This is a genomic window from Photobacterium sp. 2_MG-2023, assembly GCF_030547675.1.
GTDB lineage: Bacteria > Pseudomonadota > Gammaproteobacteria > Enterobacterales > Vibrionaceae > Photobacterium > Photobacterium arenosum.
Map to the genome: position 1 here is coordinate 548323 of NZ_JAUOQQ010000001.1, position 26148 is coordinate 574470.

The following is a 26148-nucleotide window of genomic DNA, read 5'->3' on the forward strand; positions in this document are numbered from 1 at the left end:
AATATAACTATTTCTAAGGAAGGGTAAAATGAATACTCTCAACAAGGTAATCCTAAAGCTTTCAGCTGTGACAGGGCTAACACTCTCTATTTTACTTCCGCAAATCGCACTTGCTGACAATTATCCAAAGAAACCCGTGAACTTTGTCGTGGGTTTTGGTGTTGGTGGGAGTGCCGATCGCATGGCACGTACCATGTCCAGCTTTCTCGCCGAAGAGTTAGGCCAACCGGTTAAAGTGATCAACAAGAAAGGTGCCGGCACTCAGCTTGCTGCAAACTATGTGTTGAATCGTCCAGATGATGGCTACACCGTTTTCGCGTCGACTTTTTCTCCCTATCTACCCAACACAATTCTGAAAGGTAACGCGAGCTACACAATTAATGACTTTTCATATATGAACTTTCAGTGGTTTGATTTCGAGCTTATTGCGGTAAACAAAGATACGCCGTATCAGGATCTATCCAGCTTACTTACAGCAATCAAAGAGAACCCCAAATCAGTGAAAGCTGCTGTAGTACAAGGCTCTGGAGGACACCTGATGGCCAAATTGTTACTGGAGAAAAACGGCATTCCTCAAGAAAACCTCAACCTTGTGACCTTCAACAGTGGTGGTCAAGCGCGCTCTGCTGTGGCTGGTGGCCAGGTAGACTTTATCGTTATTAGTGCTCAAGGCAGTGAAGGTATTCGCGAGTTCTTGCGCCCGGTTGCTGTTGTTCGTGATAAGCCAAGTGACCGTTGGGATGCGCCGACAGTAAATGAAGCTCTGAAACCGCTTGGAATTGAGGTGCCAGTATTGACCGGATCGATGCGTGGCTTTGCCGTCACAAATGAGTTCAAGAACAAATATCCAGAGCGCTACAAACAGTTAGCACAAGCATTCGAAAGCACGCTGGCACGAAAAGATGTTCAAACGTTATTGAAGTCAAACGACATCGGTGGAGTCTGGGTTGGTCCAGAACGTTCGACAAGTATGATGGTTGAGAACTACGAAACCTTTAAAACCTACAAGTATTTACTCGATTAATCTATTTAACATCATCTACTGGTTAGTGCCAAGCTAACCAGTCTTTTTCACTGGAGGCTATGTGAGATTGTTAAGTCAACGCTCTGCCGACTTCGTTGTAGTCATCGTATTGGCTCTGTTTGTATGCTGGTACTCATGGGATGCTTACCAAGCATCTTCAACGGCGGAAAATCTAATTCTAATTACGCCTATTACGTTAATTTCCTTGATACTTTGCATTCTGGAACTTACACGCCAACGGCTTGATAATAAAAAACAATGCAAGCCGGAACCCGGAAGTAATAGTCATGACGATTTGAAATCGGTACTGCCTATCATAGGTCTCTTTGCCGTTTATGTTCTGTCGCTGGAAACGATAGGGTTTGATATTGCAACGACGCTGTTTGTTGGCTGCTTTTTGTTGATTCAAAAAGAACGCCGCCTTGTATGGATTATTGGCTATAGCGTTGTTTTCGGGTTACTGATGTCAACATTTTTCGCTCAAATGTTGCCATATCCTATGCCAATGACCTTGCTACACACTGACTACTAGGAGAACGAGATGCTTGATTTTTCTGCTATTTCAGCGGGTAGTGAATTATTATTTACGTCCGTTGGCCCGTGGCTGTATGTTTTTCCGGGTATTATTATTGGCCTCATATTTGGTGCCATTCCGGGGCTACAGATTTCGATGGCGATGGCCATCTTTTTACCTGCAACACTGTATATGAGTTTCCTGGAAGCCATGCTTTTCCTCACGGCTATATTCACGGGTGGCTCATTTGGCAGTGGTATCCCCGCTATCCTCATGAACATTCCCGGTACCTCATCAGCCATTGCGACAGCATTTGATGGTTATCCGATGGCTAGAAAAGGAGAGCATAACAAGGCACTGGGAGTCGCTTTAGGTGCATCATGTTTTGGAGTGCTATTTGGTTACCTTATTCTATTTATGTTGATAGAACCCATCTCCGGGATGGTACTCAAACTTGGACCTTCAGAAATGTTTTTCGTCATCTTGTGGGGAATGACGCTGATTGCCAGCTTAAAAGGTGATTTTATTCTGAAGGGCTTGTTGTCCGGTATGGTTGGCCTGCTTATAGGTACCATTGGCTTTAGTGAAGTCGGGGTAGCACGCGGCACATTAGGTAATGAATATCTGCTTGATGGCGTCCCTGTAATACCTGCCATGATGGGAATGTTCGCAGCATCTGAACTCTTTAAGTTAGTCAATACCCAATACCTGATAGCGGATGAATCGGCGCGCAAGGTGAGTATTCGTCAAATCTTAAGTGGTTTCAAGCACGCATTCAGGCATCCTAAAGTCATGCTACGTGGTAGCTTGATTGGCGTATTTGTCGGAGCAGTGCCGGGGGTTGGCTCTTCGGTCTCAAATCTACTCTCTTATGTAGAAACCAAACGTCATGATAAGGATCCGGAAAGCTACGGGCAAGGTAATCCAAAAGGTGTGGTCGCAGCGGAATCTGCGAATTCAACTTCTGAAGCTGGCTCGATGGCAACACTCTTGGCATTAGGTATTCCTGGGGGAGGAGCAACAGCAGTTATGCTTGCGGCTTTCGCGATGCACAATATTACTGGTGGTCCTCAGTTTATCCGTGAAGAAACCGATATTGTATACGCCATTATTATTGCTAATTTCGGCCAAGTGTTGCTATTGGTCGCTTTGGGACTGATGTTCATTCCTCTACTTGCCAACATAGTTAAAGTGCCAATGAATATTCTTATTCCATCGGTGCTCTCAATGGCTGTATTTGGTTCCTTTGGTTTGACGGGAAATATCTCCGGCCCAATCACTGTGTTGGTATTTTCCATCGTTGGCTGGGTATTTAGCCGATTGAATTACTCTGTTCCGGCTGCAGTGATTGGGATCTTGCTGGGTGGAATGGCTGAAAGTAATTTACTGCACACTTATCAGATTAGCGGTGGTGAGCTAAGTTATGTGTTTGAGAGGCCTATAACACTGCTGATCATCAGCTTACTGATGTTGTCATTGTTTGGCTCCAAACTTACTGGACTACTGACCCGCAGAGCGAGTCAGCCATCAAACGAGCAAATTTCATAGGCTTGATTTGTCTAATTAAGCAAGACACCTTCATTTCGGGAAGGTGTCTTGCTTGGACAAGTCAGCACAATGTGCTGACGGTGGCTTCATTGTGTCTGTCCTGATTTCCCTTCTGATATTCCTCCTTCCTATGCCTGTCTGTCCTGTTTTTTTTCTCTGTGAAAAAGCACATGGTTAATGGCGCTTGTTTGCAAATGAATTTACTGATAACTCTATCTTTAATGGGCTGATCGAACAGTGTTATTGTTCTTGGTATAAAGTAGCCATATCTTTCTGGTGAGCAGATTATTGTCACTTCCATTGATGGTTTTTTGGAGGGTTTGTTGTTGAGGTAAATCAGTTAAAGAGTTATATTTTATTTATTGCTTTTTTCGTGTCTACTCTTGATCACGCTTTCAAATGTTGAGTGCTGCTTGTTTCTTTAAATAGTATTAAGTGACTCGAGAGAAGTTCTTTCGATGATATAAAAAACATATTCTTGTGTTTAATCTCCCGCCAACTGACTTATCGATTAATTGTCAGGATTTCAGAGTCACACCTTAATTGACCATGCTCTTATCAGAGCGTGCGACACAAAGGCTTTATATGTTCAATATTTTAAAATCGTTCGGTCGTTCGGATTCGCCTGTTTCTCTGTTTATGAATAAACAGGTATTTGCCATTTTATTGTTTGCCAGCGCAAATGCTGCTGTGAATCCGTATAAAAATATTTTCGGTGTCGATGTTATTGGCCTGCAGGAGATTTACTACAGTTTAGTGATTCTACTGTCTGGAGTAGTCATTACCTTCTTTAGTATTTACTTTGGTATGCGATCAGATAAAGAAGGTAGTTTTGTAAAGTATATTATTATTTGCAGTATTTGTGGTGTGTTTGGAAATGTTGCGCTTTATGTCTGGCCGAACGAGTATACGTACTTTTTAGCTAATTGCTTACTATTGCCAGTATTTTGTGTGCTTAACTCATTGATTTTTGGGTATGCCGCGGCGAAGCGCAATGTGGATGGTGCTGATAATGCGCACAATGAGAATGCGGCATTGCGCTCAACCTACTCAATGGGGTATGTGTTAACTCTTGGTATGATTGGCATGTTAGCGCTTCAAAAAGAACAGCTTATATTTATCTGGTTGTTCTCTGGCATTATGTGCTGCCTGATCTTCACCTTGTACTTTAAAGAAAGCTTTGTCAATGAAAGCCATAAATCCATGTTGTCTTCCGAACCTATCTCTAAAGTATTCCATGCTTCGAATATAATTAAACTGATAAGCGTATCGCTTGTTACCAACATGCTGTTTACCTTAGATGCGACTGTGCCTTTTATTATTGTCAATCAGGTGAAGGGGGAGTATTCCGATATCGGGATATTTGAAGCTGGTATTGCTGTGTTTGAGGTTTTCTTTATTTTTTATTGGTCTAAGACAGCTCAGAAAAAGAAAACATCCAGTGTGATAATCATGGGTGCGGTAATATTTTCATTATCTACCATGCTGTTGTCTGTGACGCAGAATGTCGTTCATGTTTATCTGTTAATTCCTTTGATAGCGTTGGGTGCGGCATGTCTGATCAGTATCCCTATCGGATTTTTGCAATCGCTGGCTGAAGGAAGGCCGGGTGTTGGCAGTTCGTTGCTGTCGATCTCATTCTTTGTATCGTCTTCGGTCTCATCTGTTGTCTACTTCTTGGGTAATTATTTCTTTGATATCGGCATGACAATATTTATTTCATCGGCTGTTGGTTTGTTAGGGTTGACCATTTTATACCTGGCTGACAGACGGTAATTTTTTGCCCGAAAGGGAATTTCATTAAGGAGAGAAAATGTCGACGTTTTGTGTAGTCGGAGGGGGACTGTCTGGCCTTGAGTTTGCGCTTTATTCCGCCATTCAGGGCAATAAGATTGTGATTTATGAAGCCGGACCGGATTTGCGTAAAGAACATGTGCATTTCGATACCCGTGCTTTGCAAGGCGATGAAAAGAAAGTGCACTGGACGGCGGATGAACATTGGGCCATTGGTGGAATCAGTGAGCGTTTGGGAGGGCGTTCGCTGTGTTATCACGGGGTCATGCTGCCGCTTGAACCGCAGGCTCTGGCAAGCTGGCCCGAGGTTTGGCAACAGCGCTTGAATGGCCCTGAAGGGTTGTATCGCCAGTTGCAGAAGGAATTTACCGGTAAATATCCTGAAATGACCAGGCAACAACAGGTTGGCATACCTCTAATTCATGCGCCTCAGGCTGCGATTGTCGGCGAGAATGCAGCATTTTCGTCATACAGCCCTTTATATCAGCTTGAACCCTTTATCAGGGATGGGGTGATTCGAATTGAAAGAGCGACTGTCGCCAAGGTAGAAAAGAAACCGGAAGGTTTTTTTCTTATCGATCAGGAAGGGCGGACTGTGAATCCGTTACCGTTCGACAAATGTATTTTGTCGGCATCGGCTTTGGTGAACAACAAGATTATTTCCACATCGCTGGAAAAATCCACCACAGCACAGGTTACCGATCATTACTGTATTGGTATTGCCGTTAAGATTGGTCAGGGTGAACGCATTGCTCAATACCGCCATGAAATGTTGTGGCATGGTTTCAGCGAGCATCATGACCTGAATGCCAACATCTTTGTGGTGGAGCGACCGAATCTCGCTAGCGGAGATCGCATTTTGTTATTGATGGCCGTGGTTGAGCAAAATCCGCATCAGTCTGAATTCAGCCAGCTCCATTGTCATTACAGTCAGGGCCAGACAAGGCTGGACATTAACTCGCACCATTCAGAGACAGGAATTGAAAATTACAACCGCGTCGCCAGGCGCATTGTTGAATTTGCCAGTGAGCAGTTAAGCGCAGAATTAGTGCCGTTGTTTGACACTCCGACAGAACAGTCGGGTGCTTTTTTCGGATCGACAGAAAGTACTGAGATAGAGCAGGCGCTGGCAGCGCTGAGTGAAACGGAACAATCCAACGTATATACGCGGTTTATCTTCCCTTACGGTTCGTATGAGCACGAAAGCTGTACGCACCCTATAGGCGGAACCGGTGATATTGCTTTAACTGACGATTTGGAATTAACCGCCATGCCGGGCGTGTATGCCATTGGGCCTGGTGCTTTTCCTCGTCTGGGCATTGCCAATCCGGCCTTAACCATATGCTCATTGTCCCGTTGGCTTGCATCACATCTTTAAGCAGGAATAATTATGAATAAACTCGCGATACTGGGCGGTAGCCCTGTCATTCCAGAGGCATTGCCAGCCTGGCCAAGTCTGGATTTATCTGTGATGGATGATATTGAAGCCATCTTAAAAACCGGTGAAATTAATTATTGGACCGGTAAGCGTGGAATGGCCTTTGAAAAGGACTTAGCGGCCTATCTGGGCGATGGTTATGTCGTCACCACTACCAATGGTACGTCAGCCCTACATACGGCTTTTTCCGCACTGGGTATTGGTTCGGGTGATGAAGTGATTTGTCAGTCCTATACCTTTATTGCTACCGCATTTTCTATTCTGCAAGCGGGTGCGCTACCTGTATTTGCCGATGTTGATCATACGCATACCCTTGACCCCAAGTCGGTAGAGAGCAAAATCAGCGATAAAACCAAAGCCATAGTGGTTGTGCACACATTCGGGGTACCAACCGATATGGACGCTATCATGGCCATCGCCAGAAAGTATGATTTAAAGGTCATTGAAGATTGTGCTCAGGCATTGGGAGCCAAATACAAAGGGGCTTACCTGGGTACCATTGGTGATGCCGGTTGCTTCAGTTTTTGTCAGAGCAAGCACATTACAACAGGCGGTGAAGGCGGTGCAGTGTACGTCAACTCAGAAGATTTGGTCTGGAAATGCCGCTCGTTCCGCGATCACGGTTACGACGTAGCTAAAAGGTTGGGTCTGTTTGAAATCTCGCAGAAATTGCCTTATATCCATACTCAGGTTGGCTTTAACTATCGGATGACAGAAATTCAGTCTGCCATTGGTATCAGGGAGTTATCCCGTTTCAAGGCAACTGCATTGGAACAGCGAATCCGTAATGGCCGCTTCCTGACAGTGTTATTGAAGGAACACCCATTAGTTAAGCATGCACCGGCTGATGATGAAATACGTGGTAACGCTTTCTGGTGGGCGCCGTTTGTTCTGGATATGAGCCAGCTCAGTTGTGACATCAAGACGTTTACCAAGGCTATTGATGCTGAAGGTGTGCCAGGTTATCCGGTACCCTGGCCAGAAGTTTATAATGAAGATGCATTCCAGAAACAAAATGGGTTTGGCACGAATAATTACCCGTTTAACGACCCGGCCCACCGGCAGATTGATTACACATTAACGGACTGCCAGGCGGCCAGACAACTGGGAGACAGCTCGATAGTGTTCCATACCCACCCTGTTTATTCAGAGCAGCACATGGAAAAATTCGCAACTGCGTTTAATAAAGTGTACGAGCATTATAAAAAGTAACCCGGCGCAAAATAATTTTTGATGAGATGGCTGTTCAAATGAGCACCGCCTCCGCATTAGCGGGGGCGTTTTTTTTGCCAATACTGTCTTAACTTTCAGATAGACCGACAAAAAAATTCTCTGTGTCTGTAACATAATGATCATGTTCGCCTGTCTTTAAGGAGCAAACTGTGAAAATCAAACCTGAGTTAGACATAACAAGCGATGAGCATGCCGCGATAACAGCGCTTCGAAATGATGCATTTCCCGATCATCAAGTTGCCCGTTCTTATTACAAACAGTTACCGCATATGCGCGCGCTGGAATACAAAGATAAAAGGTTAGTGGGCTACCTGGGACTGGACTATCGTGTTATTGGGGTTGGAGGATGCGTATTTAAGGTGCTTGGTGTTATCGATTTTTGCGTAGCCAAAACGCATCAGGGGCAGGGTATCGGGTCGGCTATGTTGTCTGAGCTCAGCGAATATTCGAAGAGTCGGGATGTCGACTTCATTATTTTAGTCTCTGATCTGACTGAATTTTATTCTAATAATGGCTTCAGGCAGATACATGCGCCAAGTGCCTGGCTAAGGTTGCATGAGCATAAAAATTTCGGTGTCGCCTTTGAGCATCTTGATGATATTTTTATTAAGCCCATTAGCGGTAAACACTGGGAGTCCGGGCAGTTAGATTGGCTGGGGTATATGTTTTAAGGGGTCATTGGCTTTGATCATAATGAGTGGCAGGATGGTCAAGGGAAGCGGCACCATCGATGATGAATGAAAAGGATTCTTCCTGTGACATATGATGAATACAATGCATTTTGCCGTTCTTTGCCTGCAACGACATACGTCGTACAGTGGGGAGGCGCCCATGTCTGGAAAGTGGGTGGCAAGGTCTTCGCGATAGGTGGCTGGGGGGAACCCGGCGAGCCTGCATACACTTTCAAAGCCTCAGAACTCAATTTTAATATTCTAAAAGATGAGCCTGGATTCAGACCCGCGCCATACCTGGCCTCGCGGGGTATGAAGTGGATTCAGCAGGTTGATACCGTCAAGACAAAAGATGAAGCGTTAAGATATTACCTCAAAGAGTCATACCGTATTGTGTCTTTAGGGTTAAGTAAGAAAAAACAAAAAGAGCTCGGTCTTAATCAGGATGATTGAAAAAGTGAGTCAGAACAAAGCACTTGAAGCCTTCGCCCGTTAACTAACGGCTTTAGTGTGAGCATTCTGAAAGCTGCGGTTGATACTGAGAAATGGTGTACCGAAAATGAATGAACGGTTGATAATTGATACCTATGAAACTGAGAAGGGATCAGAGCTATGAAATGTCAGACAATACCCGTTATTAGGATATTTGATGAGGATAAAGCGAAAGAGTTTTATTTGGGTTTTTTGGGCATGGAACTGGATTGGGAACACCGTTTTGAAGAAGGTTTTCCGATTTACATGCAAGTGTCTAAGGGAGATTTTGTTCTTCATCTTAGTGAGCATTCGGGCGACTGTACACCTGGAAGTAAAGTTTTTGTTAATGTCCGTGAACTGGACTCGTTATTTTCAGATATCACGTCAAAACCTTATAAATATAACAAGCCAAACATTGAAGATGCACCCTGGGGGGCGAGGTGCTTTACTGTGACAGATCCTTTTTCTAACCGGATTGTATTCAATGGTGCGGCTCATTTATAACGGGCACATGTTAGCCAGTTGTATTCAGTTTATTAAACATTTAGCTGCTTAAAATGGCTGGTGGATGGGGAGCCATTTCGTGCCCAATGCCTGTCCCGCTCTTTGGGCCAGCATACATATTCAAAGCATTTGAACTCAATGTTAGTATCTTAACTGGTAAAAATTACCAAAGAAGTAACATTTGATAAAATGTGTTAAAAGCACTGGTTTACGTTAATGCTCAAAGTGTGTGATCTCACGTTGACAATCGGGTAGACTAATTGACGGCAGGCTATGTCTCGTATCAAAACAATAACAGTGTCATTCTTAACCAGAGCGATTGTTCTGGTTTTTTTGTATTATCCCTAATTTTACTTCACTCACCCATGACAAGATTCGCAGGACAAGTGATATGTTTTTCAGAAAAATGAAGCAACAAAACCATGAGCTGAAAGCAGAGCTATATGCATTATCGCAAGTTAAAGAAAGTATAGAGTCTGATATGCTTCGACTGACTCTGGACGAGGGTGGGAATGTAATTTCAGCTAACGCATTGTTTAAAAATGATATTTTGTTGCCTCTGGAAGAAATTAAAGGTAAGCATATTACTGATTTAGTTCCTCTGCAGGCGCGGGACACTCGTCACTTTCATTTGATGTCTGATGCCATCAGGCAGCGGAAGCACTGGAATGGTGCCTTGCAAATTTTAAAAGGTAATGGTGAAGAGGTTTGGTTGAGAGCTATCCTTCAACCCATTTTTTCTGCAAGCGGCGGTATTAAGCATATTGTTATTTACGCCTCTGAGCTTACCAGAACCATTACAAGGTCCCGGGAGCAAGAGGATCTTATTAATGCTTTGAACCGTTCTACGGCAGTCATTGAGTTCACGTTAGACGGTATTATTATTGATGCTAATAGCAACTTTCTGGCGTCTATGGGTTATGACAAATCGAAAATTGTCGGGCAGCATCATCGCATTTTTTGTGAGAGTTCAGAAGCCAACTCTCCTGAATATCGTGCGTTTTGGCAAAGGCTGGGACAAGGGGAGTTTGTCTCTGACCGGTTTAAACGTATCGACAGTTATGGGAATGTCGCTTGGTTAGAAGCGTCCTACAATCCCATATATAACGCGCATGGTGAGTTATATAAAGTCGTCAAATTTGCCACCGTGATTACTGATCAAATTAATCGTGAGATTGCGATTGCGCAAGCCGCTGACATTGCTCATGAAGTCTCGACAGAGACTGGTCAGCAGACTACGCAAGGCAAACAAGTTATTGATTCAACCATAGAAAAAATGGAAGAGTTAACAAAAGTGATGGAAAAAGCGAATGCAGGCATTCAAGCACTGTATGAGCAATCTCAGAAAATTAACGAGTTGGTTAGCAGTATTAATGGGATAGCGGCGCAAACTAACCTTCTGGCGCTGAATGCTGCCATTGAAGCGGCCAGAGCTGGTGAACAGGGACGTGGTTTTGCCGTTGTTGCTGATGAAGTCCGTCAACTCGCTTCAAGGACAAGCCAGACCACTGAAGAAATTGTTACTGTGGTATCTGAGAATTTAACCTTAACAGGGAATGCTGTTCACTTGATTGAACAGGGCTTGTCTCAGGCATCTGAAACACTCTCTTTGTCAAACAAAGCTGGGCAAATGATGAGTGATATTCGCAAAGGGGCCGAGAAAGTGGATATGGCGGTTGGTAGCTTTACCAAACAGCTATAGCAATGAAGAAGATTAGGTTCAGTGCTATCTGACAGATATTGCTGGAAGTGTGTGTGAGTTCTGGCCTGAAGGTGCTATCTCTTCATTATGAACGTACTGAAGAAATGGCACCCAGGTTTCATTCTGGCTATTGAGCTTTCCTGATTTTTTGATGAACTTCTGACAAGTTATCGCGGGTTCTCGTTGCGAATATGTATCTGTTCAGACTCTCTTCTCTCAACCTGACACGAAACAAATCACAATTATAGGTTGCTACCAGGGAGTGAAAGCCTCAGAATGTCGGACTTTTCGCCGTCAGAGAGTTAGGCGAACATTCACATCATTAACAATTGAGAATCATATATGGGTTTTGCCTCGATAGGTCTTTCTGCGCCAATCCTGAAAGCTATTCAAGAAAAAGGATACGACACTCCCTCACCAATTCAAGCACAAGCAATTCCAGCTGTGTTAGATGGAAAAGACGTCATGGCTGCAGCTCAGACGGGAACAGGTAAAACCGCTGGCTTTACATTACCGATTCTTGAACGTCTTTATCAGGGCCCGCAGGTTCGCAGTAACCAAGTGCGTGCGCTTATCTTAACGCCGACGCGCGAGCTGGCAGCACAGGTGCAGGAGAGCGTGTCTGTCTACAGCCGTCATCTGCCGTTGAGCAGTGCTGTGGTGTTTGGTGGGGTAAAGATTAATCCGCAGATGATGCGTTTGCGCAAAGGCGCAGATATTCTGGTGGCAACACCAGGGCGTCTGATGGATTTGTTCAACCAAAACGCAGTGAAATTTGATCAGCTGGAAGTCCTGGTGCTGGATGAAGCCGACCGTATGCTCGATATGGGTTTCATCCGCGATATTCAAAAAATTCTCAAATTGCTTCCAGCGAAACGTCAGAACCTGCTGTTTTCAGCAACGTTCTCTGAAGAAATTCGCAGCCTGGCGAAAGGCCTGGTAAACAACCCTGTTGAAATTTCTGTCAATACCGCGAACTCGACTGCCAGAACGGTAGAGCAGTGTATCTATCCGGCCGATGTGAAGAAGAAAGCGCCTATGCTGGTCAAATTGATCAAGGATGGCGACTGGCAGCAAGTTTTGGTGTTTACCCGTACTAAACACGGTGCAAACCGCCTGGCAGCATTTTTGTCTGAAGAGAAGCTGGCTTCTGCGGCCATTCACGGTAACAAGAGTCAGGGCGCACGAACCAAAGCGCTGGCTGATTTTAAATCGGGCAAAATTCGCGTATTAGTGGCGACAGACATTGCTGCACGCGGTATCGACATTCCTCAGTTACCACAAGTGGTGAACTTTGAGCTGCCTAATGTGGCGGAAGATTATGTTCACCGTATTGGGCGTACAGGCCGCGCGGGCGAAACAGGTAAAGCGATTTCGCTGGTGTGTGCTCAGGAAGCAGACGAGTTATTTGGCATTGAGCGTTTAATTCAGCAACTGTTGCCGCGTATGGAATTGGACGGTTACAAGCCGAGCAATACGTTACCGGACTCTAAGCTGGATTCGCGTCCAATCAAACCGAAGAAACCTAAGAAGCCGAATAAATCTCGCTCAGGTCATGCTGAGGGTGAGAGACACAATGCAAGCGGTAATGCAGCGCAAAAGCCAAAGCGTCGGACAAATGGCCACTCGGGTAGTGCAAATAAAACCGGTGCGGGCAAAGCAGGCAATGGTGCGCAAAATACACGTGATACTCAGTCGCGCAGCCCTAAGAATGGTGCTGGACGCTCTGAGGCGGGTAACGCAGCTGGTGGCAGCAAGCGACCTGCTCAGCGTCAAAGAGCGCGCCCGCAATCGGCGTAATGCCGTTGTGATGATTCACCTCTGATAACAAGCCTGTCTGAGACAGGCTTGTTGCTTTTGAGCCGGTATTAATTTTCGTTACTGGTTTGCGTAATACAATGTTTGGCCAACTCATGATACCGGGCCTGCATGGTATCGACGAAATCGTTGGCATCGTCAAAATGACTAACCGGCTCACCAATTACCACATCACAGTTAAATGGCACAAACATAGCGGTGCCTCTGGGTAAAGAACGGCCCAGCCCGCGCATGACAACCGGGATAACCGGGCACCCATCATGATCTTTCACTAAATGGTAAATGCCTTTCTTAATACCGCTCATGGTTTCAGGTTCGCCCCGGCTGCCTTCCGGGAAGATGATCAGTATATCCCCTTGTGCCAATGCCTGATGGCATTCCTGTAATACCGCTTCGCGCTGGCTGGGTGAGGGCGAGCGCCTCAGCGGAATAATGCCAATGACGTTCAGCGACAGCCAGGCAACGACTTTATTGGCCAGAAAGTAATCCGCCGCGGCGACCGGACGAACTTTATGGACGATGGAAATGGGAAACAGCGCCAGCAACACCAGCGTATCTAAATGGCTGTTATGGTTGGCTGCCACCACAACCGGACCATTTACAGGCAGGTTTTGCCGCTGGATGATGTTCAGCCCAAGACCAATAAATACCAGCGGTTTAACAATGAAGAGGATAAATAACACCTTGAGCACGTGAGCCATGGAATCCTCAATAGTAGAGATAGTAAATGTAGTGGAAAAACAGCGGCGCAGTGAACATCAGGCTGTCGATGCGATCCAGGATGCCGCCGTGGCCCGGAATAAACTGGCTGGTGTCTTTAATCTGCAGGTCACGTTTTACTGAAGAAATCACTAAATCTCCGATAAACCCGCTGAACGCAATGATCATACCGGCTACCAGACCCTGCAGCGAGGTGAGGGGTGTGAGATAGGGCGCGACAAAATACGACACCAGAATCACGGTTGCGCTGCCGCCGATGAAACCTTCCCAGGTTTTGTTCGGGCTGACTTTTGGCACTATCTTGTGTTTGCCGAAAGACTTGCCCCATACGTACTGACACACATCGTTAAACTGGGTGAACACCAGAAGAAACAGCAGCATTCCCAACGATCCGGCATCCGGGTTCAGGCTTGGCAAGACCAGCAGATAGGCCATATGGCTGATACAAAATACGGTTAGCATCATGGCCCAGTGGATAATACCGGCCGAGCGGATGAAGCCTTTGGTATCGCCAATCAGTACCATCATCATCGGCAGATACAGGAAGACATACACAGGGATGAAAATGATGAACATGCCGTACCAGCCAATTGACAGCCAGTAATACTGAAAGGGAATCGACAGATAGGCCCAGAAGATCACACGGCGATCTGTCATTCGGGTCGGCACAATAGACAAAAACTCTTTCAGCGCCATAAAACTCAGAAAACCGACAAAAAACAGCGTATAAGTCAATGGCAGGTAGAGGACGACGAAAACAATCCCAATCATCCACCACCAGGAGCGGATACGCAGCTTCAGTTCAAGGTAATCCCTGTCTGGGTGGGCGAGCGATTTCCACAAATACACCAGCGTACCTGTTACCAGTACCGCAATGATGGCAAGCATCAGATGCAGTGAATGGGAAGGAATACTATTCATTGTCTGCGCTTTCCTTACCAGCCTGCTGTGCCGCTTTAAAGCGATAAATACCTGCCAGACGGCGCCAGGTGGTCATTACAGATCCAACCAGCATGATCGTTAGCGCGGCGTCCAGCGTGTAGGCCAATACCTCTGGCAGCAATGCGAACACCTGGCTGACGAACAAGACAAGGAAGCTGACTGTCAGCAGCGCCATTCTGTGCTGTTTGGCCATAGGCCCGCGGAAGTCGGCCGGACAGCCCATGCTGACCCCTAATACGCGAACGTAAGCCGTCAGCACGGCGACGAGGGCGCACAGCCATGCCAGTGTCATACCGATATCAGACTGTGTTGCAAAGCCTGTGGCCAGAATCAACAGCGAGTCAGCAATCCGGTCGGGCACGTCATTGAATAATTCACCTGCCGGGGTTTTCTTGCCGCCTTCTACAGCCACCATACCGTCGAACAGGTTGCACAGCAGCCGCAACTGAATACAGGCTGCAGCGACAAGCAACAGGGTAGTGAACGCAGAGGCCTTGTACCACAGCAGTGTGGCCAGGCCTATGATGGCAAATACTATGCTCATCAGAGAGATCTGGTTCGGTGTGATGTTTTTCTGGCTTAACCAGACCGCAATGTGCTTGGTTAAAGCCTTCTCCCTGACAGCAAGGGGACGCCGGTTGGATTCTGGTTCGTGCTGATTCTTCATGTTTATGGCTTATAGAAAAAGAAAGATGAGCTGGCAGACCACAGTATTAAAGAGCGTTAATCATCTGCGTAAATAAGACGGATGCGCGACGGCAGATAAAAAGGGCTGCAGAATGACTTCGGTCTTGTCAATCGAACTCGCCAGCAAGGAGACATAAACATAAATGGAATAGATTGAATATCAAGCGATTGATTATGACTTTTTGAACTGCTTTCAAACCTGAGCGACACAACCAGTAGCCCGGATACCCATACTGGGTTTGTTCGGTAATGCGGTGGCATGGCTGCGCAGAAAATCAGGCTCACACAGTTGCATTTAAATCGTATATGCGTAATATTGGATTTATTGATATTAGTATAAAAGATCTGGTTCGGCAGCATTCGCCAAACTGAAACTGTTAACTGCATTTGTGAGAGTAATGAAATGACAGAATTCACACCCTGGACGGCGCTGGCTGGTGGGGCAGTGTTGGGCGTTAGCGCCCTGATACTGCTGCTGTTGAATGGCCGCATAGCGGGTATTTCAGGTATTGTCAGCGGCGCGTTGGATGTCAGTGGGCCAAACGCTAAATGGCGTTGGATGTTTATAGCGGGACTGATTATCGGCCCCTTACTGGCTGCCCCTTTTGGTACATATTTGCCAGAGCGTATTGATGCTGGCTGGCCTCTTATCATTGCTGGTGGGCTGCTGGTGGGCGCAGGAACAAGATTAGGGTCTGGCTGTACCAGCGGGCACGGTATTTGCGGCATTGGGCGTCTGTCTCACCGTTCTATCGTCGCAACAGTAGCCTTCATGGTGGTTGCTGTTGTTGTGGTATTTGTTGTTCGCCATCTGTCAGGAGCGTAATGGTATGCAGATGATTATCGCCCTTGTCGCCGGTTTGTTGTTTGGTGCCGGGTTAACGATCTCTCAAATGGTCAATCCGGAAAAAGTGTTAAATTTCCTGGATGTAGCAGGACAGTGGGATCCCAGTTTAATTTTGGTTATGGGAGCGGCATTGGTCGTTTTTGGCCTGGGATATCACTTTTTGGTGAAACCCCGCTCAAAACCTCTGATAGCTGAACAGTTTTATATTCCTGTCAATAAAATTATCGATAAGCCTTTGATCATAGGCGCTATTTTATTTGGCCTGGGATGGGGTTTGGTGGGTATTTGCCCTGGGCCTGCTGTGAGTAATCTGCTGGGAGGCAATACTAAAATTTTCGGCTTTGTTATCGCGATGTTGGCGGGGATGCAGTTTTCTGGCACTATCGACCGTCTGCTTAAAAAGTCTTGAAAATTATGAGGGTAGAATGCGAGATTATTCCAACATGGAGGCAAATGTAGAGCAGGCTGTTGAACTGCTCAAGGCCATGGGCAACCAGCACAGGCTGATGATACTGTGTGTACTTCAGGAAGAAGAATTGTCTGTTTCTCAGCTGAATGAACGATTTCCTATCCCTCAGTCTTCTCTGTCACAGCATCTGGCCTGGCTGCGCCGGGCCGGTTTTGTGAAAACGAGGAGGGAAGCGCAAACTATCTACTATCGGCTCGATAATGCTGCTGTTATCGATATCATCGCGATGCTTCATAAGCATTATTGTGCGGGCTGAATCTGCTTGCTGTGAATTTCTCATCAATCTGGGTAAGATTTACTCAGATTGATCTGCTTCTTATTCTTATCCAGTCAGTCAATTTGACCTGTATTCCATTTTTTCCAAGATCAAAATCAAATATTTCAACAATACAGGTTGTAGTTTGTGCGGTACCTCATTATTTTGCTTCCTGACCGAACGCCTTGCCTTGACCTGGCAAGAGATGAAATATCAGCCAATTTGGCTGGTTTTTATCAGAAATGACCGAAGTTCTATCGTGTTAGGAGTACGATAAATGACATTACACTACTCGCTTCCAGGCCAGGCATTATTGCCGGGTAGGGGCGCTATTCTCAGCATTTCCCTTTTAAGTGCTTTGCTCAGCCGCTGTGCTTTGACTTTGCTGCCTTTTTCACGCCCGTTTTCTGCCTATCGCCTTCAATTCTTTCGTCGATTTAGATGTTTTGGCCATTGTTAGCCCATACAGAACACAACTGATTAGTGTCAGAATACTTTAAATATAATTAAATCAGATGGTTATAAAGAACATGCTTGAGTGCGCTTTTTACATAAGCTGCAGTTAGGACTTGAAGGAAAATTCCGTGAATATGAAATTGTTAGGCAGTTCCCTGATTATTGCAGGTACAGCACTGGGTGCAGGTATGCTTGCCATTCCTATGGTGTTGGCCCAGTTTGGCCTGCTGTGGGGCACCTTGTTAATGCTACTTATCTGGGTAGGTACAACCTACGCGGCGCTGCTGTTGCTTGAAGCCAGTATCAAGTCTGGTGGTGGCCTGGGCATGAATTCCATTGCCCGTAAAACATTGGGTAAAGGTGGCCAGCTGGTCACAAATGGCTTGCTGTACGCGCTGCTTGTGTGTTTGCTGATGGCCTATATTATCGGTGCTGGCGATCTGCTTAAAAAGCTGACAGACAGCCTTGGAGTGGTATTAAGTGCCACTCAGGCACAAATTGCGTTTACCGTGGTGGCGGGTGTTGTAGTTGCAGCAGGAACCGGCGTGATTGACCGGCTGAACCGGCTGCTGTTTGTGGCAATGGTGATTATGCTGGCTATGACTCTGGTGACTCTGGTACCAGGCATCAATCCTGACAACCTGGCATCGGTTGGCAGCGATAACAAAGTTGCGCTTATCAAAACCAGCTCTGTGCTGTTTACCAGCTTCGGTTTTATGGTGGTTATCCCGTCACTGGTGACTTATAACCCTGAAGCTACTCAAAAACAGCTGAGAAATATGGTGATTGCAGGCTCTGTCATCCCATTATTCTGCTACCTGTTCTGGCTTTATGCGGCTGTTGGTAATCTGTCACCTGAGCAACTGGTGGGCTTTGCGAATGTTTCTGAGCTGATTGCTGCACTGAGTGTGAATCACGGCAGTATGCAGCTGATCTTGTCTGTCTTTACCGGTCTGGCGCTGTTGACCTCTTTTCTGGGTGTGGCAATGGCTCTGTTTGATCAGAATGCGGATGCCTTTCGCCAGAATCGGGCAGTCACGTATGTACTGACCTTTATTTTGCCTATGCTGGGTGCGATTCTGGCGGCGAATCAATTCCTGTCAGTGTTGAGCTATGCTGGCATCATTCTGGTGTTCCTGGCTATTTTTGTCCCGATGGCAATGACAGTCAAAGTCAGAAAGGATGGCGATAAGGCGACAGTAAAAGAGGGTAATGAAGCTGTGTATCAGGCGGGCGGCGGAGTGATGGCGCTGGCGCTGAGCTTTCTGTTTGGTTGTTTTTTATTAATGGCTGAACTGATTTAATCAGTGAGTTACGACAAGATGCAAAAAGGCGCTTCCTATTGGAAGCGCCTTTTTTTGTGGAGCTCAATATCGTATTAGCGACATTGCTTTGAGGATGCTAACGATTTGTTTGACCGAACAAGACCGATATCGTCAGGTGTAGTTTCAGGTTTGACCGAACGCTGAAATAACCTATCTGCAGGAGTAGTGATCTGTTGACACAGAGTAAGCAGCTAGTGACGTATCCTCAAAAAGTTGAGCGAATCTTACCGACTTTCCTTTTCTGGTGCTAGGCTTGGGCCTGTTTTCTTAAAAAGACAAAATCCGCCAAAACGTAAACTTTTTTATACACGCTTTTCTCCTATGACACGCATGCCAAGTTAGAGTATCTTGGTTAAAAAAGATGGGACATGGATATGAACTGGAAACTTGCGGATCAGGTAGCTGCAAAGGCACTGGCAGAAGGTAGTCTTATGCCAATCGCCACAGAAGCGGAGCAGATTGAAGAACAGGGTGTACGTTATCTTGGCCATCTGGTGACAGAAAATGCGGGCAAGAAGTTACTGAATCTGACGGCTAAACATACCTCTAATCCCTTTCTGCCCTACGAAAAGTCAATGTATGTGTGTGAAGCAGGGGAGCATCATGTGTGCCTTCTCAATAAGTTTCCTGTTATCTCGCCACACTTACTGATTTGCTCAAAAGATTTTGTGCCTCAGGAGTCACCTCTAAGCTGGGAAGACTGGCATGCATGGCTGGGGGGATTTACACACTCAGATGTGCTCGGTTTTTATAACAGTGGGCCGTTAGCCGGAGCGAGCCAGTCGCACCGTCACATGCAGTTGGTACGAAGTGATATTCCACTGGAAAAAGTTATCTCGGGTGGAAAGCTGCCATTTGTCCATTGGTTGTATCTGGTTGAAGCTATGACCACTGACGAGCTGTACGACGCCTATCTGAAGGGGTTGAAAGCTTTGTCGCTCTATAATGAGACGGGCAATGCGTGTAAGCCACATAATATCCTTCTGACTGAGCGTTGGCTGCTGATACTGCCTCGTACCGTCAATAATGTTCAGGGGCTTTTTGCCAATGGCATTAACTACAGCGGACGTTTCCTGGTGAAACAACCGGAACAGCTGGTGTGGTTACAGGAATACGGTTTAATGCGTTTTTTGCGTGAATGCAGTGAGTAAATCACAGGCAGGGGATGGGGATGGCGTATTTGTTGTTACAGCACTAAAAAATAACCCCAGCCTGAGCTGGGGTTACTTGTCGTTACGTTAAGAAAATAAATTATTTCTTAGCGTTACGCTCTTTCACTTCTGCGATTACTGCTTCAGCAACGTTCGCTGGGCATGCAGAGTAGTGAGAGAATTCCATTGAGAACTGACCACGGCCAGAAGTCATGGTGCGCAGGTGACCGATGTAGCCGAACATCTCAGACAGAGGTACGTCAGCTTTAATACGAACACCAGTTGCAGCAGCAACCTGATCTTTGATCATGCCGCGACGACGGTTCAGGTCACCGATAACATCACCAACGTGATCTTCCGGAGTGAACACGTCAACGTGCATGATAGGCTCAAGCAGCTGAGCACCAGCTTTAGGCATAGACTGACGGAATGCGCCACGTGCAGCAATTTCAAACGCTACAGCAGAGGAGTCAACTGCGTGGAAACCACCGTCGAACAGCTCAACTTCAACGTCCAGCACTGGGAAGCCAGCCAGAACACCAGTACTCATCATACCAGCGAAGCCTTTTTCGATTGCAGGCCAGAATTCTTTAGGTACGTTACCACCAACAACGGTAGAAACGAACTTGAAGCCAGAGTTTGCTTCGCCTGGTTTGATACGGTAATCGATCTTACCGAACTGACCAGAACCACCAGACTGCTTCTTGTGCGTGTAGCTGTCTTCGATTGCTTTGGTGATAGTTTCACGGTAAGCAACCTGTGGAGCACCTACAGTCAGTTCAACACCGTGAGTACGCTTCAGGATGTCAACTTTGATGTCCAGGTGCAGCTCACCCATACCTTTCAGGATGGTTTCGCCAGAATCTTCATCAGTTTCAACCTGGAATGATGGATCTTCTGCGATCATCTTACCCAGTGCGATACCCAGTTTCTCAGAAGCTGTTTTGTCCTTAGGAGCAACAGCGATAGAGATTACTGGATCTGGGAAGATCATTGGTTCCAGAGTACATTCGTGCTTAGGATCACACAGAGTGTGACCAGTCTGAACGTTCTTCATACCAACGATAGCGATGATGTCACCTGCTTGCGCAGCATCCAGCTCGTTACGGTCGTTAGCGTGCATTTCCACCATACGGCCAACACGCTCAGTTTTACCTGTCGCAGAGTTCAGGATGGTGTCACCCTTCTTCAGCTTACCAGAGTAAACACGAACGAAGGTCAGGGCGCCGAAACGGTCATCCATGATCTTAAACGCAAGCGCACGGAATGGTTCGTCAACAGAAACGGTAGCAACTTTACCAGTTGCTTCACCAGTTTCTGGATCAGTCAGATCCTGAGGCTCAACTTCTGTTGGGTTTGGCAGGTAGTCAACAACGGCGTCAAGCAGAAGCTGCATACCTTTGTTCTTGAACGCAGAACCACAGTAAGTTGGGAAGAAGGCCAGCTCACGGGTACCTTTACGGATACAACGTTTCAGGTCTTCGATAGAAGGCTCTTCACCTTCCATGTAAGCTTCCATCAGGTCGTCGTCTTGCTCAACGGCAGTCTCGATCAGCTCTTCGCGGTAAGCTTCTACGTCATCAACCATATCCGCTGGGATATCTTGAACTTCGTAGTTTTCTGGCTGACCTGAATCGTCCCACACGTATGCCTGGCGAGTCAGAACGTCAACAACACCAACGAAATCGTCTTCGCGGCCGATAGGCAGGGTCATAACCAGAGGGTTAGCGCCCAGAACTTTCTTCACTTGCTCAACAACGCTGAAGAAGTCTGCGCCCATACGGTCCAGTTTGTTAACGAAGATCAGACGAGATACTTCTGATTCGTTCGCGTAACGCCAGTTAGTTTCAGACTGAGGCTCAACACCACCTGAACCACAGAATACACCTACACCACCGTCAAGTACTTTCAGAGAACGGTAAACTTCAACGGTGAAGTCAACGTGTCCCGGAGTATCGATAACGTTAAAACGGTGGTCTTTCCAGAAACAGGTAGTCGCAGCTGACTGGATGGTGATACCACGCTCTGCTTCCTGATCCATGAAGTCCATGGTAGAAGCACCGTCGTGTACTTCACCCGTACGGTGGATTTTACCGGTCAGCTTCAGGATACGCTCAGTGGTAGTGGTTTTACCCGCATCTACGTGCGCGAAAATACCAATGTTTCTGTATTTAGATAGATCTGCCATTGTTTTTCTCTATATGAACAATTGTTGTCACATGTCAGGGTGGGGAGTATAGCACTACTTACAACTATCAGAACATAGATCTGAGTAATTTAATGAGTATTCGTTGGCTTTTAACCCATTGATTCAGGCAGGAACTGGATGATTGCTCAATAAAAATACAGAAAATGTCTGTTAACTGATTGTGACAAGGTGTTGCATCCCGCCGGGCGGTTCAACAAATTTCTTGATGATATGCCCAGCGATTCAGGCGGCGTATTTTCTTATGGTATATATTTGTGTTACATGTCAGTGTTCGTCATTGACAACTCTTACAATAATGAAAAAGAACGATTTTCTGGCGTCGACTGAGTTGTTAGGTGAAGTTGCCTTGGAGGGGATATGAAGAATGGATTGACTGTAAGCCTGTCAATAATGGCAGGATTATTGCTCGGAACTACCGGTGCGCTGGCGCAAGAGGTGATAGAAACCACCAGTTTAGTGGGGTTTGGTACGGCAAAGTACGTACCTGAATTCAAACACTTTGACTACGTTAATCCGGATGCGCCGAAAGGCGGAGCCATCACCTATGCGGAAGTAGGAACATACGACAGTTTTAACCGCTATGCATCAAGAGGGGTTTCGGTCGCCGGCGCGGACGAAATGTATGACACACTTTTTGCACCTGCGAGTGACGAAATTGACAGCTATTATCCGTTGATCGCAGAAAAAGTGCGTTATGCCGACGATTTTTCCTGGATGGAAATTGATATCAACCCTAAAGCACGATTTCATGACGGCCAACCTATTACAGCAAAAGATGTCGCCTTTACTTTTGATAAGTTCATGGCAGAGGGGGTACCTCAGTTTCGTGTGTTTTATAAAGAGGTGAAGTCAGTGAAGGCGGTTTCACCGCTGACAGCACGAATTGAAATGTCTGTTGCGAATAGGGAAAAACTGTTTTCCCTGGTTGAAGGCATGAACGTCTTACCGGAACATTACTGGCAAGACAAGAAACTCAGTGAGCCACTCAATGCGCCCCCGGTTGGCAGCAGTGCGTATAAGGTAACCAGTTATCAGTCGGGTCAGAGTGTGACTTACTCTCGAGTGAAAGATTACTGGGCGGCCAATATTCCGGTTAATGTCGGGCGGCATAATTTCGATACTATCCGGTACGACTATTACCGTGACGATACTGTGACCCTGGAAGCGTTCAAAGCCGGTGAGTACGACTTCCGTCAGGAGAATGTCGCCAAGTTCTGGGCCACCCTCTATGAGGGAAATAATTTTGATAACGGTTATATAAAGAAGGAAGAAATCCCGCACCAAATCCCTCAGGCTATGCAGGCATTTGTCTTTAACACTCAGCGCCCTGTTTTCAGTGATGTCCGGGTCAGAGAAGCCCTGAATTACGCCATGGATTTTGAGTGGATGAATAAAACGCTTTTCTATAACCAGTATTCACGTAGCCGCAGTTTTTTCCAGAATACCCCTTATGAAGCAAAAGGCCTGCCGACGCCTGCTGAGTTGAAATATCTGGAACCGTTAAAAGACAAGATCCCCGCGCGTGTCTTTACTGAATCTTACCAACCACCGGTCACTGACGGCTCCGGCCGTGTTCGTGCACAATCGCGTAAAGCGTTTGCATTGTTAAAGGCTGCAGGCTGGGAACTGAAGAATCAGGTCATGACCAATGTGAAGACCGGGGAGCCCCTGGCCTTTGAGTTGCTGATCTACAGTCCGACCTCTGAGCGAATTGCTATTCCGCTGCAGAAAAACCTGAAGCAACTGGGTGTCGATATGAAAATCCGTACGGTTGATACTACGCAGTACATCAAGCGCCTGCGTGACCGGGATTTTGACATGGTATCTTCCGGTTACAGTGCCAATGCTTACCCAACACAGAACCTGCTGATTGCATGGAACAGTAACTACCTGGATTCCACCTACAATACTGCCGGGGTTCAGGACCCGGCTATCGATACGTTGACAGAGCAAATTGCAGCGCATCAGCAAGATCCTGTCGCGCTGGCGGCATTAGGGCCGGCGCTGGACAGGGTGCTGCAGTGGAACTTTTTTGTCATTCCTCAGTGGCATTTAAGCAAATTCCGTGTGGCGACCTGGGATAAATTTGATCGTCCCGCGGTCCGACCTAAGTATGCACTGGGTGTTGATACTTGGTGGGTGGATACGGCCAAGGCGGCCAAGTTGCCGGAAAAACGCCGTTAATCGAAAAGTGGAAACAGGTAAAGCAGTATGACGGCATATATTATCCGGCGCCTTTTGCTGGTGATCCCAACGCTCTGGGCGATTATTACGATTAACTTTTTCGTGATTCAGATTGCACCGGGCGGGCCTGTTGAACAGGCAGTGGCACAGCTTGAAGGGCATACTTCCGGCATTATGGAGCGCTTTACCGGCGGCGGGCAGGAAGTGCAGCAGTCGGAAGGCTCGCAGCAAAACGGCAATGGTGGAAGCGGCTACCGTGGCTCCCGCGGGCTGGACCCGGAAGTGGTGGCAGAAATACGTAAGCAGTTTGGTTTTGATAAACCGATCTGGGAACGCTATGTCGACATGCTAAAAAACTATGTCACTTTCAATTTTGGCGAAAGCCTTTTTCGTGGCGGCAATGTGATTGATCTGATTATTGAACGGCTGCCGGTGTCGATTTCGCTTGGACTGTGGAGCACCTTGATCATTTATTTCGTCTCTATTCCTCTGGGGATTGCGAAAGCGGTGAATCATGGTAGTCGTTTTGATATCTGGAGCAGCGCGTTAGTAATAGCCGGATATGCGATTCCCGGTTTCCTGTTCGCCATTGTGTTGATTATTTTCTTTGCCAGCGGTAATTATTTCAGCTGGTTTCCGTTACGTGGATTGTTCTCGACTGATTTTGATCAGATGACCTGGTATCAGCAAGTCGGTGATTACTTCTGGCACCTTGCACTGCCCATCTTTGCCATGGTCATTGGTGGTTTCGCGACGCTGACTATGCTGACCAAAAACTCGTTTCTGGATGAGATCAACAAGCAGTACGTTGTCACCGCCCGTGCGAAAGGCCTCGATGATCAGAGCATCTTATATAAACATGTATTTCGTAATGCGATGCTGATTATTATTGCCGGCTTTCCCAGCGCTTTTATCAGTATTTTCTTTACCGGTTCAATGCTCATTGAAGTGATGTTTTCGCTGGAGGGAATTGGTTTGCTGGGTTTTGAATCTACGATTCAGCGTGATTACCCTGTGGTATTCAGTTCGCTTTACATCATGACATTGCTGGGACTTATTCTGAATATCATCTCTGACCTGACTTATACCCTGGTCGATCCACGTATTGATTTTGAGGCCAGGTAATATAATGAGAAAGACATTCACAACCATGTTTACCTTCAATCCACTGACAAAAGAGCGCTGGGCTCGGTTTAAAGCGCACAGACGCGGCTACTGGTCAATGTGGTTGTTCGCCGTTCTTTTTATTGTCAGCCTGTTTGCAGAAGTGATAGCCAACGATAAACCTTTGTTCGTCAGCTTCAAAGGTGACTGGTATTTTCCGATAACCGAGCAGTATGCCGAAACGCAATTTGGCGGTGAGTTCGCCACAGAAGCCGACTATACCGATCCGTATGTGCAGGATCTGATCAACGAAGACGGCTATATGATCTGGCCACTGATCCATTTCAGCTATGACACGATTAACTACAACTTATCGGGTCCTGCTCCTTCTGCACCGGACAATATGAACTGGCTGGGGACAGATGATAAAGGCCGCGATGTGCTTGCTCGCATCATTTACGGTTTTCGGATATCCGTACTATTTGGTTTTGCGCTGACGGTGATCTCAACCATTGTCGGTGTCATGGTCGGAGCCGGGCAGGGTTACTATGGTGGCTGGCTGGATCTGTTTGGCCAACGTTTCATTGAAGTCTGGTCAGGCATGCCGACTTTGTTTTTGCTGATAATCCTGTCCAGTTTCGTTGAACCTAACTTCTGGTGGTTGCTGGGCATTATGGTGCTGTTTAGCTGGATGGGGCTGGTGGGAGTTGTGCGGGCGGAATTTCTCCGCTGCCGGAACCTGGATTATGTGCGTGCAGCGCAGGCGTTGGGCGTGAATGACAGGCGAATTATGCTCCGCCATATGCTGCCAAATGCAATGGTGGCCTCACTGACAATGATGCCCTTTATCCTCAGTGGATCAGTGACCACACTGACATCACTGGACTTTTTGGGATTCGGCCTGCCTGTGGGTTCACCGTCACTCGGTGAATTGCTTGCTCAGGGTAAAACCAACCTGCAGGCACCCTGGCTGGGGTTGTCTGCGTTTGTTGTGCTTTCTATCATGCTGAGCCTGCTGGTTTTTATCGGCGAGGCGGTGCGTGATGCTTTCGATCCACACCATCAATCGTAATGACCG

General features: G+C 46.6%; 23 protein-coding genes. 19 read left to right on the plus strand and 4 right to left on the minus strand.

Translation table 11 applies throughout. The features are described 5' to 3' along the window. Positions 1-28: 28 nt before the first annotated feature. The 11 genes from Q4491_RS02485 to Q4491_RS02535 all read left to right on the plus strand — a co-directional run bounded on the left by Q4491_RS02485 (position 29) and on the right by Q4491_RS02535 (position 12702). Positions 29-1024 (plus strand): tripartite tricarboxylate transporter substrate binding protein, encoded by a 996-nt coding sequence (locus Q4491_RS02485; protein WP_192016786.1) that lies wholly within the window; start codon positions 29-31, stop codon positions 1022-1024. A gap of 61 nt (positions 1025-1085) precedes the next feature. Continuing rightward, complete coding sequence (locus tag Q4491_RS02490) at positions 1086-1556, plus strand: tripartite tricarboxylate transporter TctB family protein (RefSeq protein WP_192016785.1); 471 nt, start codon at positions 1086-1088, stop codon at positions 1554-1556. A 9-nt stretch (positions 1557-1565) separates the two neighbouring features. Beyond that, complete coding sequence (locus tag Q4491_RS02495) at positions 1566-3086, plus strand: tripartite tricarboxylate transporter permease (RefSeq protein ID WP_192016784.1); 1521 nt, start codon at positions 1566-1568, stop codon at positions 3084-3086. 585 nt (positions 3087-3671) lie between these two features. Beyond that, positions 3672-4862 carry a hypothetical protein gene (locus tag Q4491_RS02500; protein ID WP_192016783.1) on the plus strand — a complete coding sequence of 397 codons (1191 nt, stop codon included), beginning with the start codon at positions 3672-3674 and terminating at the stop codon, positions 4860-4862. 37 nt (positions 4863-4899) lie between these two features. After that, the gene (locus Q4491_RS02505; RefSeq protein WP_303454133.1) at positions 4900-6258 is read left to right on the plus strand and encodes a hypothetical protein; all 1359 of its coding nucleotides are present in this window, start codon (positions 4900-4902) and stop codon (positions 6256-6258) included. Between the two features lie 12 nt (positions 6259-6270). Then, positions 6271-7530, plus strand: a complete 1260-nt coding sequence (locus tag Q4491_RS02510; protein WP_192016781.1) for a DegT/DnrJ/EryC1/StrS aminotransferase family protein — start codon at positions 6271-6273, stop codon at positions 7528-7530. Between the two features lie 170 nt (positions 7531-7700). Further along, complete coding sequence (locus Q4491_RS02515; protein WP_303454139.1) at positions 7701-8222, plus strand: GNAT family N-acetyltransferase; 522 nt, start codon at positions 7701-7703, stop codon at positions 8220-8222. Positions 8223-8306: 84 nt separating this feature from the next. Further along, entirely contained in the window at positions 8307-8675 is a 369-nt protein-coding gene (locus tag Q4491_RS02520) for an MmcQ/YjbR family DNA-binding protein (protein WP_192016779.1), read from the plus strand. 159 nt (positions 8676-8834) lie between these two features. Continuing rightward, positions 8835-9200 carry a glyoxalase superfamily protein gene (locus Q4491_RS02525; protein WP_192016778.1) on the plus strand — a complete coding sequence of 122 codons (366 nt, stop codon included), beginning with the start codon at positions 8835-8837 and terminating at the stop codon, positions 9198-9200. Positions 9201-9591: 391 nt separating this feature from the next. Continuing rightward, positions 9592-10902 carry a methyl-accepting chemotaxis protein gene (locus Q4491_RS02530; RefSeq protein ID WP_303454143.1) on the plus strand — a complete coding sequence of 437 codons (1311 nt, stop codon included), beginning with the start codon at positions 9592-9594 and terminating at the stop codon, positions 10900-10902. 342 nt (positions 10903-11244) lie between these two features. Further along, positions 11245-12702: a DEAD/DEAH box helicase gene (locus tag Q4491_RS02535; RefSeq protein ID WP_303454146.1), complete on the plus strand. Its 1458-nt coding sequence runs from the start codon at positions 11245-11247 to the stop codon at positions 12700-12702. Positions 12703-12770: 68 nt separating this feature from the next. Here the strand turns inward: Q4491_RS02535 and Q4491_RS02540 are convergent, their stop codons facing one another. From Q4491_RS02540 to Q4491_RS02550, 3 genes are read right to left on the minus strand one after another with little or no spacing between them, the layout of a single operon-like run. Then, positions 12771-13421, minus strand: a complete 651-nt coding sequence (locus tag Q4491_RS02540) for a lysophospholipid acyltransferase family protein (RefSeq protein ID WP_237796272.1) — start codon at positions 13419-13421, stop codon at positions 12771-12773. 7 nt (positions 13422-13428) lie between these two features. Beyond that, positions 13429-14361, minus strand: a complete 933-nt coding sequence (locus tag Q4491_RS02545) for a phosphatidate cytidylyltransferase (RefSeq protein ID WP_303454154.1) — start codon at positions 14359-14361, stop codon at positions 13429-13431. Continuing rightward, on the minus strand, positions 14354-15049 hold the full coding sequence (locus tag Q4491_RS02550) for a CDP-alcohol phosphatidyltransferase family protein (protein WP_303454157.1): 696 nt from the start codon (positions 15047-15049) through the stop codon (positions 14354-14356). Before Q4491_RS02550 ends, Q4491_RS02545 begins: the two co-directional genes overlap by 8 nt. 423 nt (positions 15050-15472) lie before the next feature. Between Q4491_RS02550 and Q4491_RS02555 the strand changes: the two genes are divergently transcribed. The 5 genes from Q4491_RS02555 (at position 15473) to Q4491_RS02575 (ending at position 19573) form a co-directional block, all read left to right on the plus strand. Beyond that, positions 15473-15895 carry a YeeE/YedE family protein gene (locus Q4491_RS02555; RefSeq protein ID WP_303454160.1) on the plus strand — a complete coding sequence of 141 codons (423 nt, stop codon included), beginning with the start codon at positions 15473-15475 and terminating at the stop codon, positions 15893-15895. A 4-nt stretch (positions 15896-15899) separates the two neighbouring features. Next, on the plus strand, positions 15900-16325 hold the full coding sequence (locus Q4491_RS02560) for a YeeE/YedE family protein (protein WP_218387285.1): 426 nt from the start codon (positions 15900-15902) through the stop codon (positions 16323-16325). A 34-nt stretch (positions 16326-16359) separates the two neighbouring features. Continuing rightward, positions 16360-16641, plus strand: a complete 282-nt coding sequence (locus tag Q4491_RS02565) for a metalloregulator ArsR/SmtB family transcription factor (RefSeq protein WP_303454287.1) — start codon at positions 16360-16362, stop codon at positions 16639-16641. A 584-nt stretch (positions 16642-17225) separates the two neighbouring features. Beyond that, a complete protein-coding gene (locus tag Q4491_RS02570; protein WP_303454166.1) occupies positions 17226-18401 on the plus strand; it encodes an amino acid permease in 1176 nt (391 codons plus the stop codon). A 395-nt stretch (positions 18402-18796) separates the two neighbouring features. Further along, a complete protein-coding gene (locus Q4491_RS02575; protein WP_192016769.1) occupies positions 18797-19573 on the plus strand; it encodes a phosphorylase in 777 nt (258 codons plus the stop codon). A 100-nt stretch (positions 19574-19673) separates the two neighbouring features. Here Q4491_RS02575 and fusA read toward each other — a convergent pair whose 3' ends face one another. After that, positions 19674-21761 (minus strand): elongation factor G, encoded by a 2088-nt coding sequence (gene fusA, locus Q4491_RS02580; protein ID WP_192016768.1) that lies wholly within the window; start codon positions 21759-21761, stop codon positions 19674-19676. A gap of 411 nt (positions 21762-22172) precedes the next feature. Between fusA and Q4491_RS02585 the strand changes: the two genes are divergently transcribed. From Q4491_RS02585 to Q4491_RS02595, 3 genes are read left to right on the plus strand one after another with little or no spacing between them, the layout of a single operon-like run. Further along, a complete protein-coding gene (locus tag Q4491_RS02585; RefSeq protein WP_303454290.1) occupies positions 22173-23966 on the plus strand; it encodes an extracellular solute-binding protein in 1794 nt (597 codons plus the stop codon). A 27-nt stretch (positions 23967-23993) separates the two neighbouring features. Then, positions 23994-25091 carry a microcin C ABC transporter permease YejB gene (locus Q4491_RS02590; protein WP_192016766.1) on the plus strand — a complete coding sequence of 366 codons (1098 nt, stop codon included), beginning with the start codon at positions 23994-23996 and terminating at the stop codon, positions 25089-25091. 4 nt (positions 25092-25095) lie between these two features. Then, positions 25096-26142, plus strand: a complete 1047-nt coding sequence (locus Q4491_RS02595; protein ID WP_225445268.1) for an ABC transporter permease — start codon at positions 25096-25098, stop codon at positions 26140-26142. Positions 26143-26148: the final 6 nt, after the last annotated feature.

What these genes read in the sequence shown, in the direction of transcription:
- Q4491_RS02485 (WP_192016786.1), top strand. Translation starts at nt 29, where the DNA reads ATGAATACTCTCAACAAGGTAATCCTAAAGCTTTCAGCTGTGACAGGG.
- Q4491_RS02495 (WP_192016784.1), top strand. Translation starts at nt 1,566, where the DNA reads ATGCTTGATTTTTCTGCTATTTCAGCGGGTAGTGAATTATTATTTACG.
- Q4491_RS02500 (WP_192016783.1), top strand. Translation starts at nt 3,672, where the DNA reads ATGTTCAATATTTTAAAATCGTTCGGTCGTTCGGATTCGCCTGTTTCT.
- Q4491_RS02505 (WP_303454133.1), top strand. Translation starts at nt 4,900, where the DNA reads ATGTCGACGTTTTGTGTAGTCGGAGGGGGACTGTCTGGCCTTGAGTTT.
- Q4491_RS02510 (WP_192016781.1), top strand. Translation starts at nt 6,271, where the DNA reads ATGAATAAACTCGCGATACTGGGCGGTAGCCCTGTCATTCCAGAGGCA.
- Q4491_RS02525 (WP_192016778.1), top strand. Translation starts at nt 8,835, where the DNA reads ATGAAATGTCAGACAATACCCGTTATTAGGATATTTGATGAGGATAAA.
- Q4491_RS02530 (WP_303454143.1), top strand. Translation starts at nt 9,592, where the DNA reads ATGTTTTTCAGAAAAATGAAGCAACAAAACCATGAGCTGAAAGCAGAG.
- Q4491_RS02535 (WP_303454146.1), top strand. Translation starts at nt 11,245, where the DNA reads ATGGGTTTTGCCTCGATAGGTCTTTCTGCGCCAATCCTGAAAGCTATT.
- Q4491_RS02540 (WP_237796272.1), bottom strand. Translation starts at nt 13,421, where the DNA reads ATGGCTCACGTGCTCAAGGTGTTATTTATCCTCTTCATTGTTAAACCG.
- Q4491_RS02545 (WP_303454154.1), bottom strand. Translation starts at nt 14,361, where the DNA reads ATGAATAGTATTCCTTCCCATTCACTGCATCTGATGCTTGCCATCATT.
- Q4491_RS02550 (WP_303454157.1), bottom strand. Translation starts at nt 15,049, where the DNA reads ATGAAGAATCAGCACGAACCAGAATCCAACCGGCGTCCCCTTGCTGTC.
- Q4491_RS02555 (WP_303454160.1), top strand. Translation starts at nt 15,473, where the DNA reads ATGACAGAATTCACACCCTGGACGGCGCTGGCTGGTGGGGCAGTGTTG.
- Q4491_RS02560 (WP_218387285.1), top strand. Translation starts at nt 15,900, where the DNA reads ATGCAGATGATTATCGCCCTTGTCGCCGGTTTGTTGTTTGGTGCCGGG.
- Q4491_RS02565 (WP_303454287.1), top strand. Translation starts at nt 16,360, where the DNA reads ATGGAGGCAAATGTAGAGCAGGCTGTTGAACTGCTCAAGGCCATGGGC.
- Q4491_RS02575 (WP_192016769.1), top strand. Translation starts at nt 18,797, where the DNA reads ATGAACTGGAAACTTGCGGATCAGGTAGCTGCAAAGGCACTGGCAGAA.
- fusA (WP_192016768.1), bottom strand. Translation starts at nt 21,761, where the DNA reads ATGGCAGATCTATCTAAATACAGAAACATTGGTATTTTCGCGCACGTA.
- Q4491_RS02585 (WP_303454290.1), top strand. Translation starts at nt 22,173, where the DNA reads ATGGCAGGATTATTGCTCGGAACTACCGGTGCGCTGGCGCAAGAGGTG.
- Q4491_RS02590 (WP_192016766.1), top strand. Translation starts at nt 23,994, where the DNA reads ATGACGGCATATATTATCCGGCGCCTTTTGCTGGTGATCCCAACGCTC.
- Q4491_RS02595 (WP_225445268.1), top strand. Translation starts at nt 25,096, where the DNA reads ATGAGAAAGACATTCACAACCATGTTTACCTTCAATCCACTGACAAAA.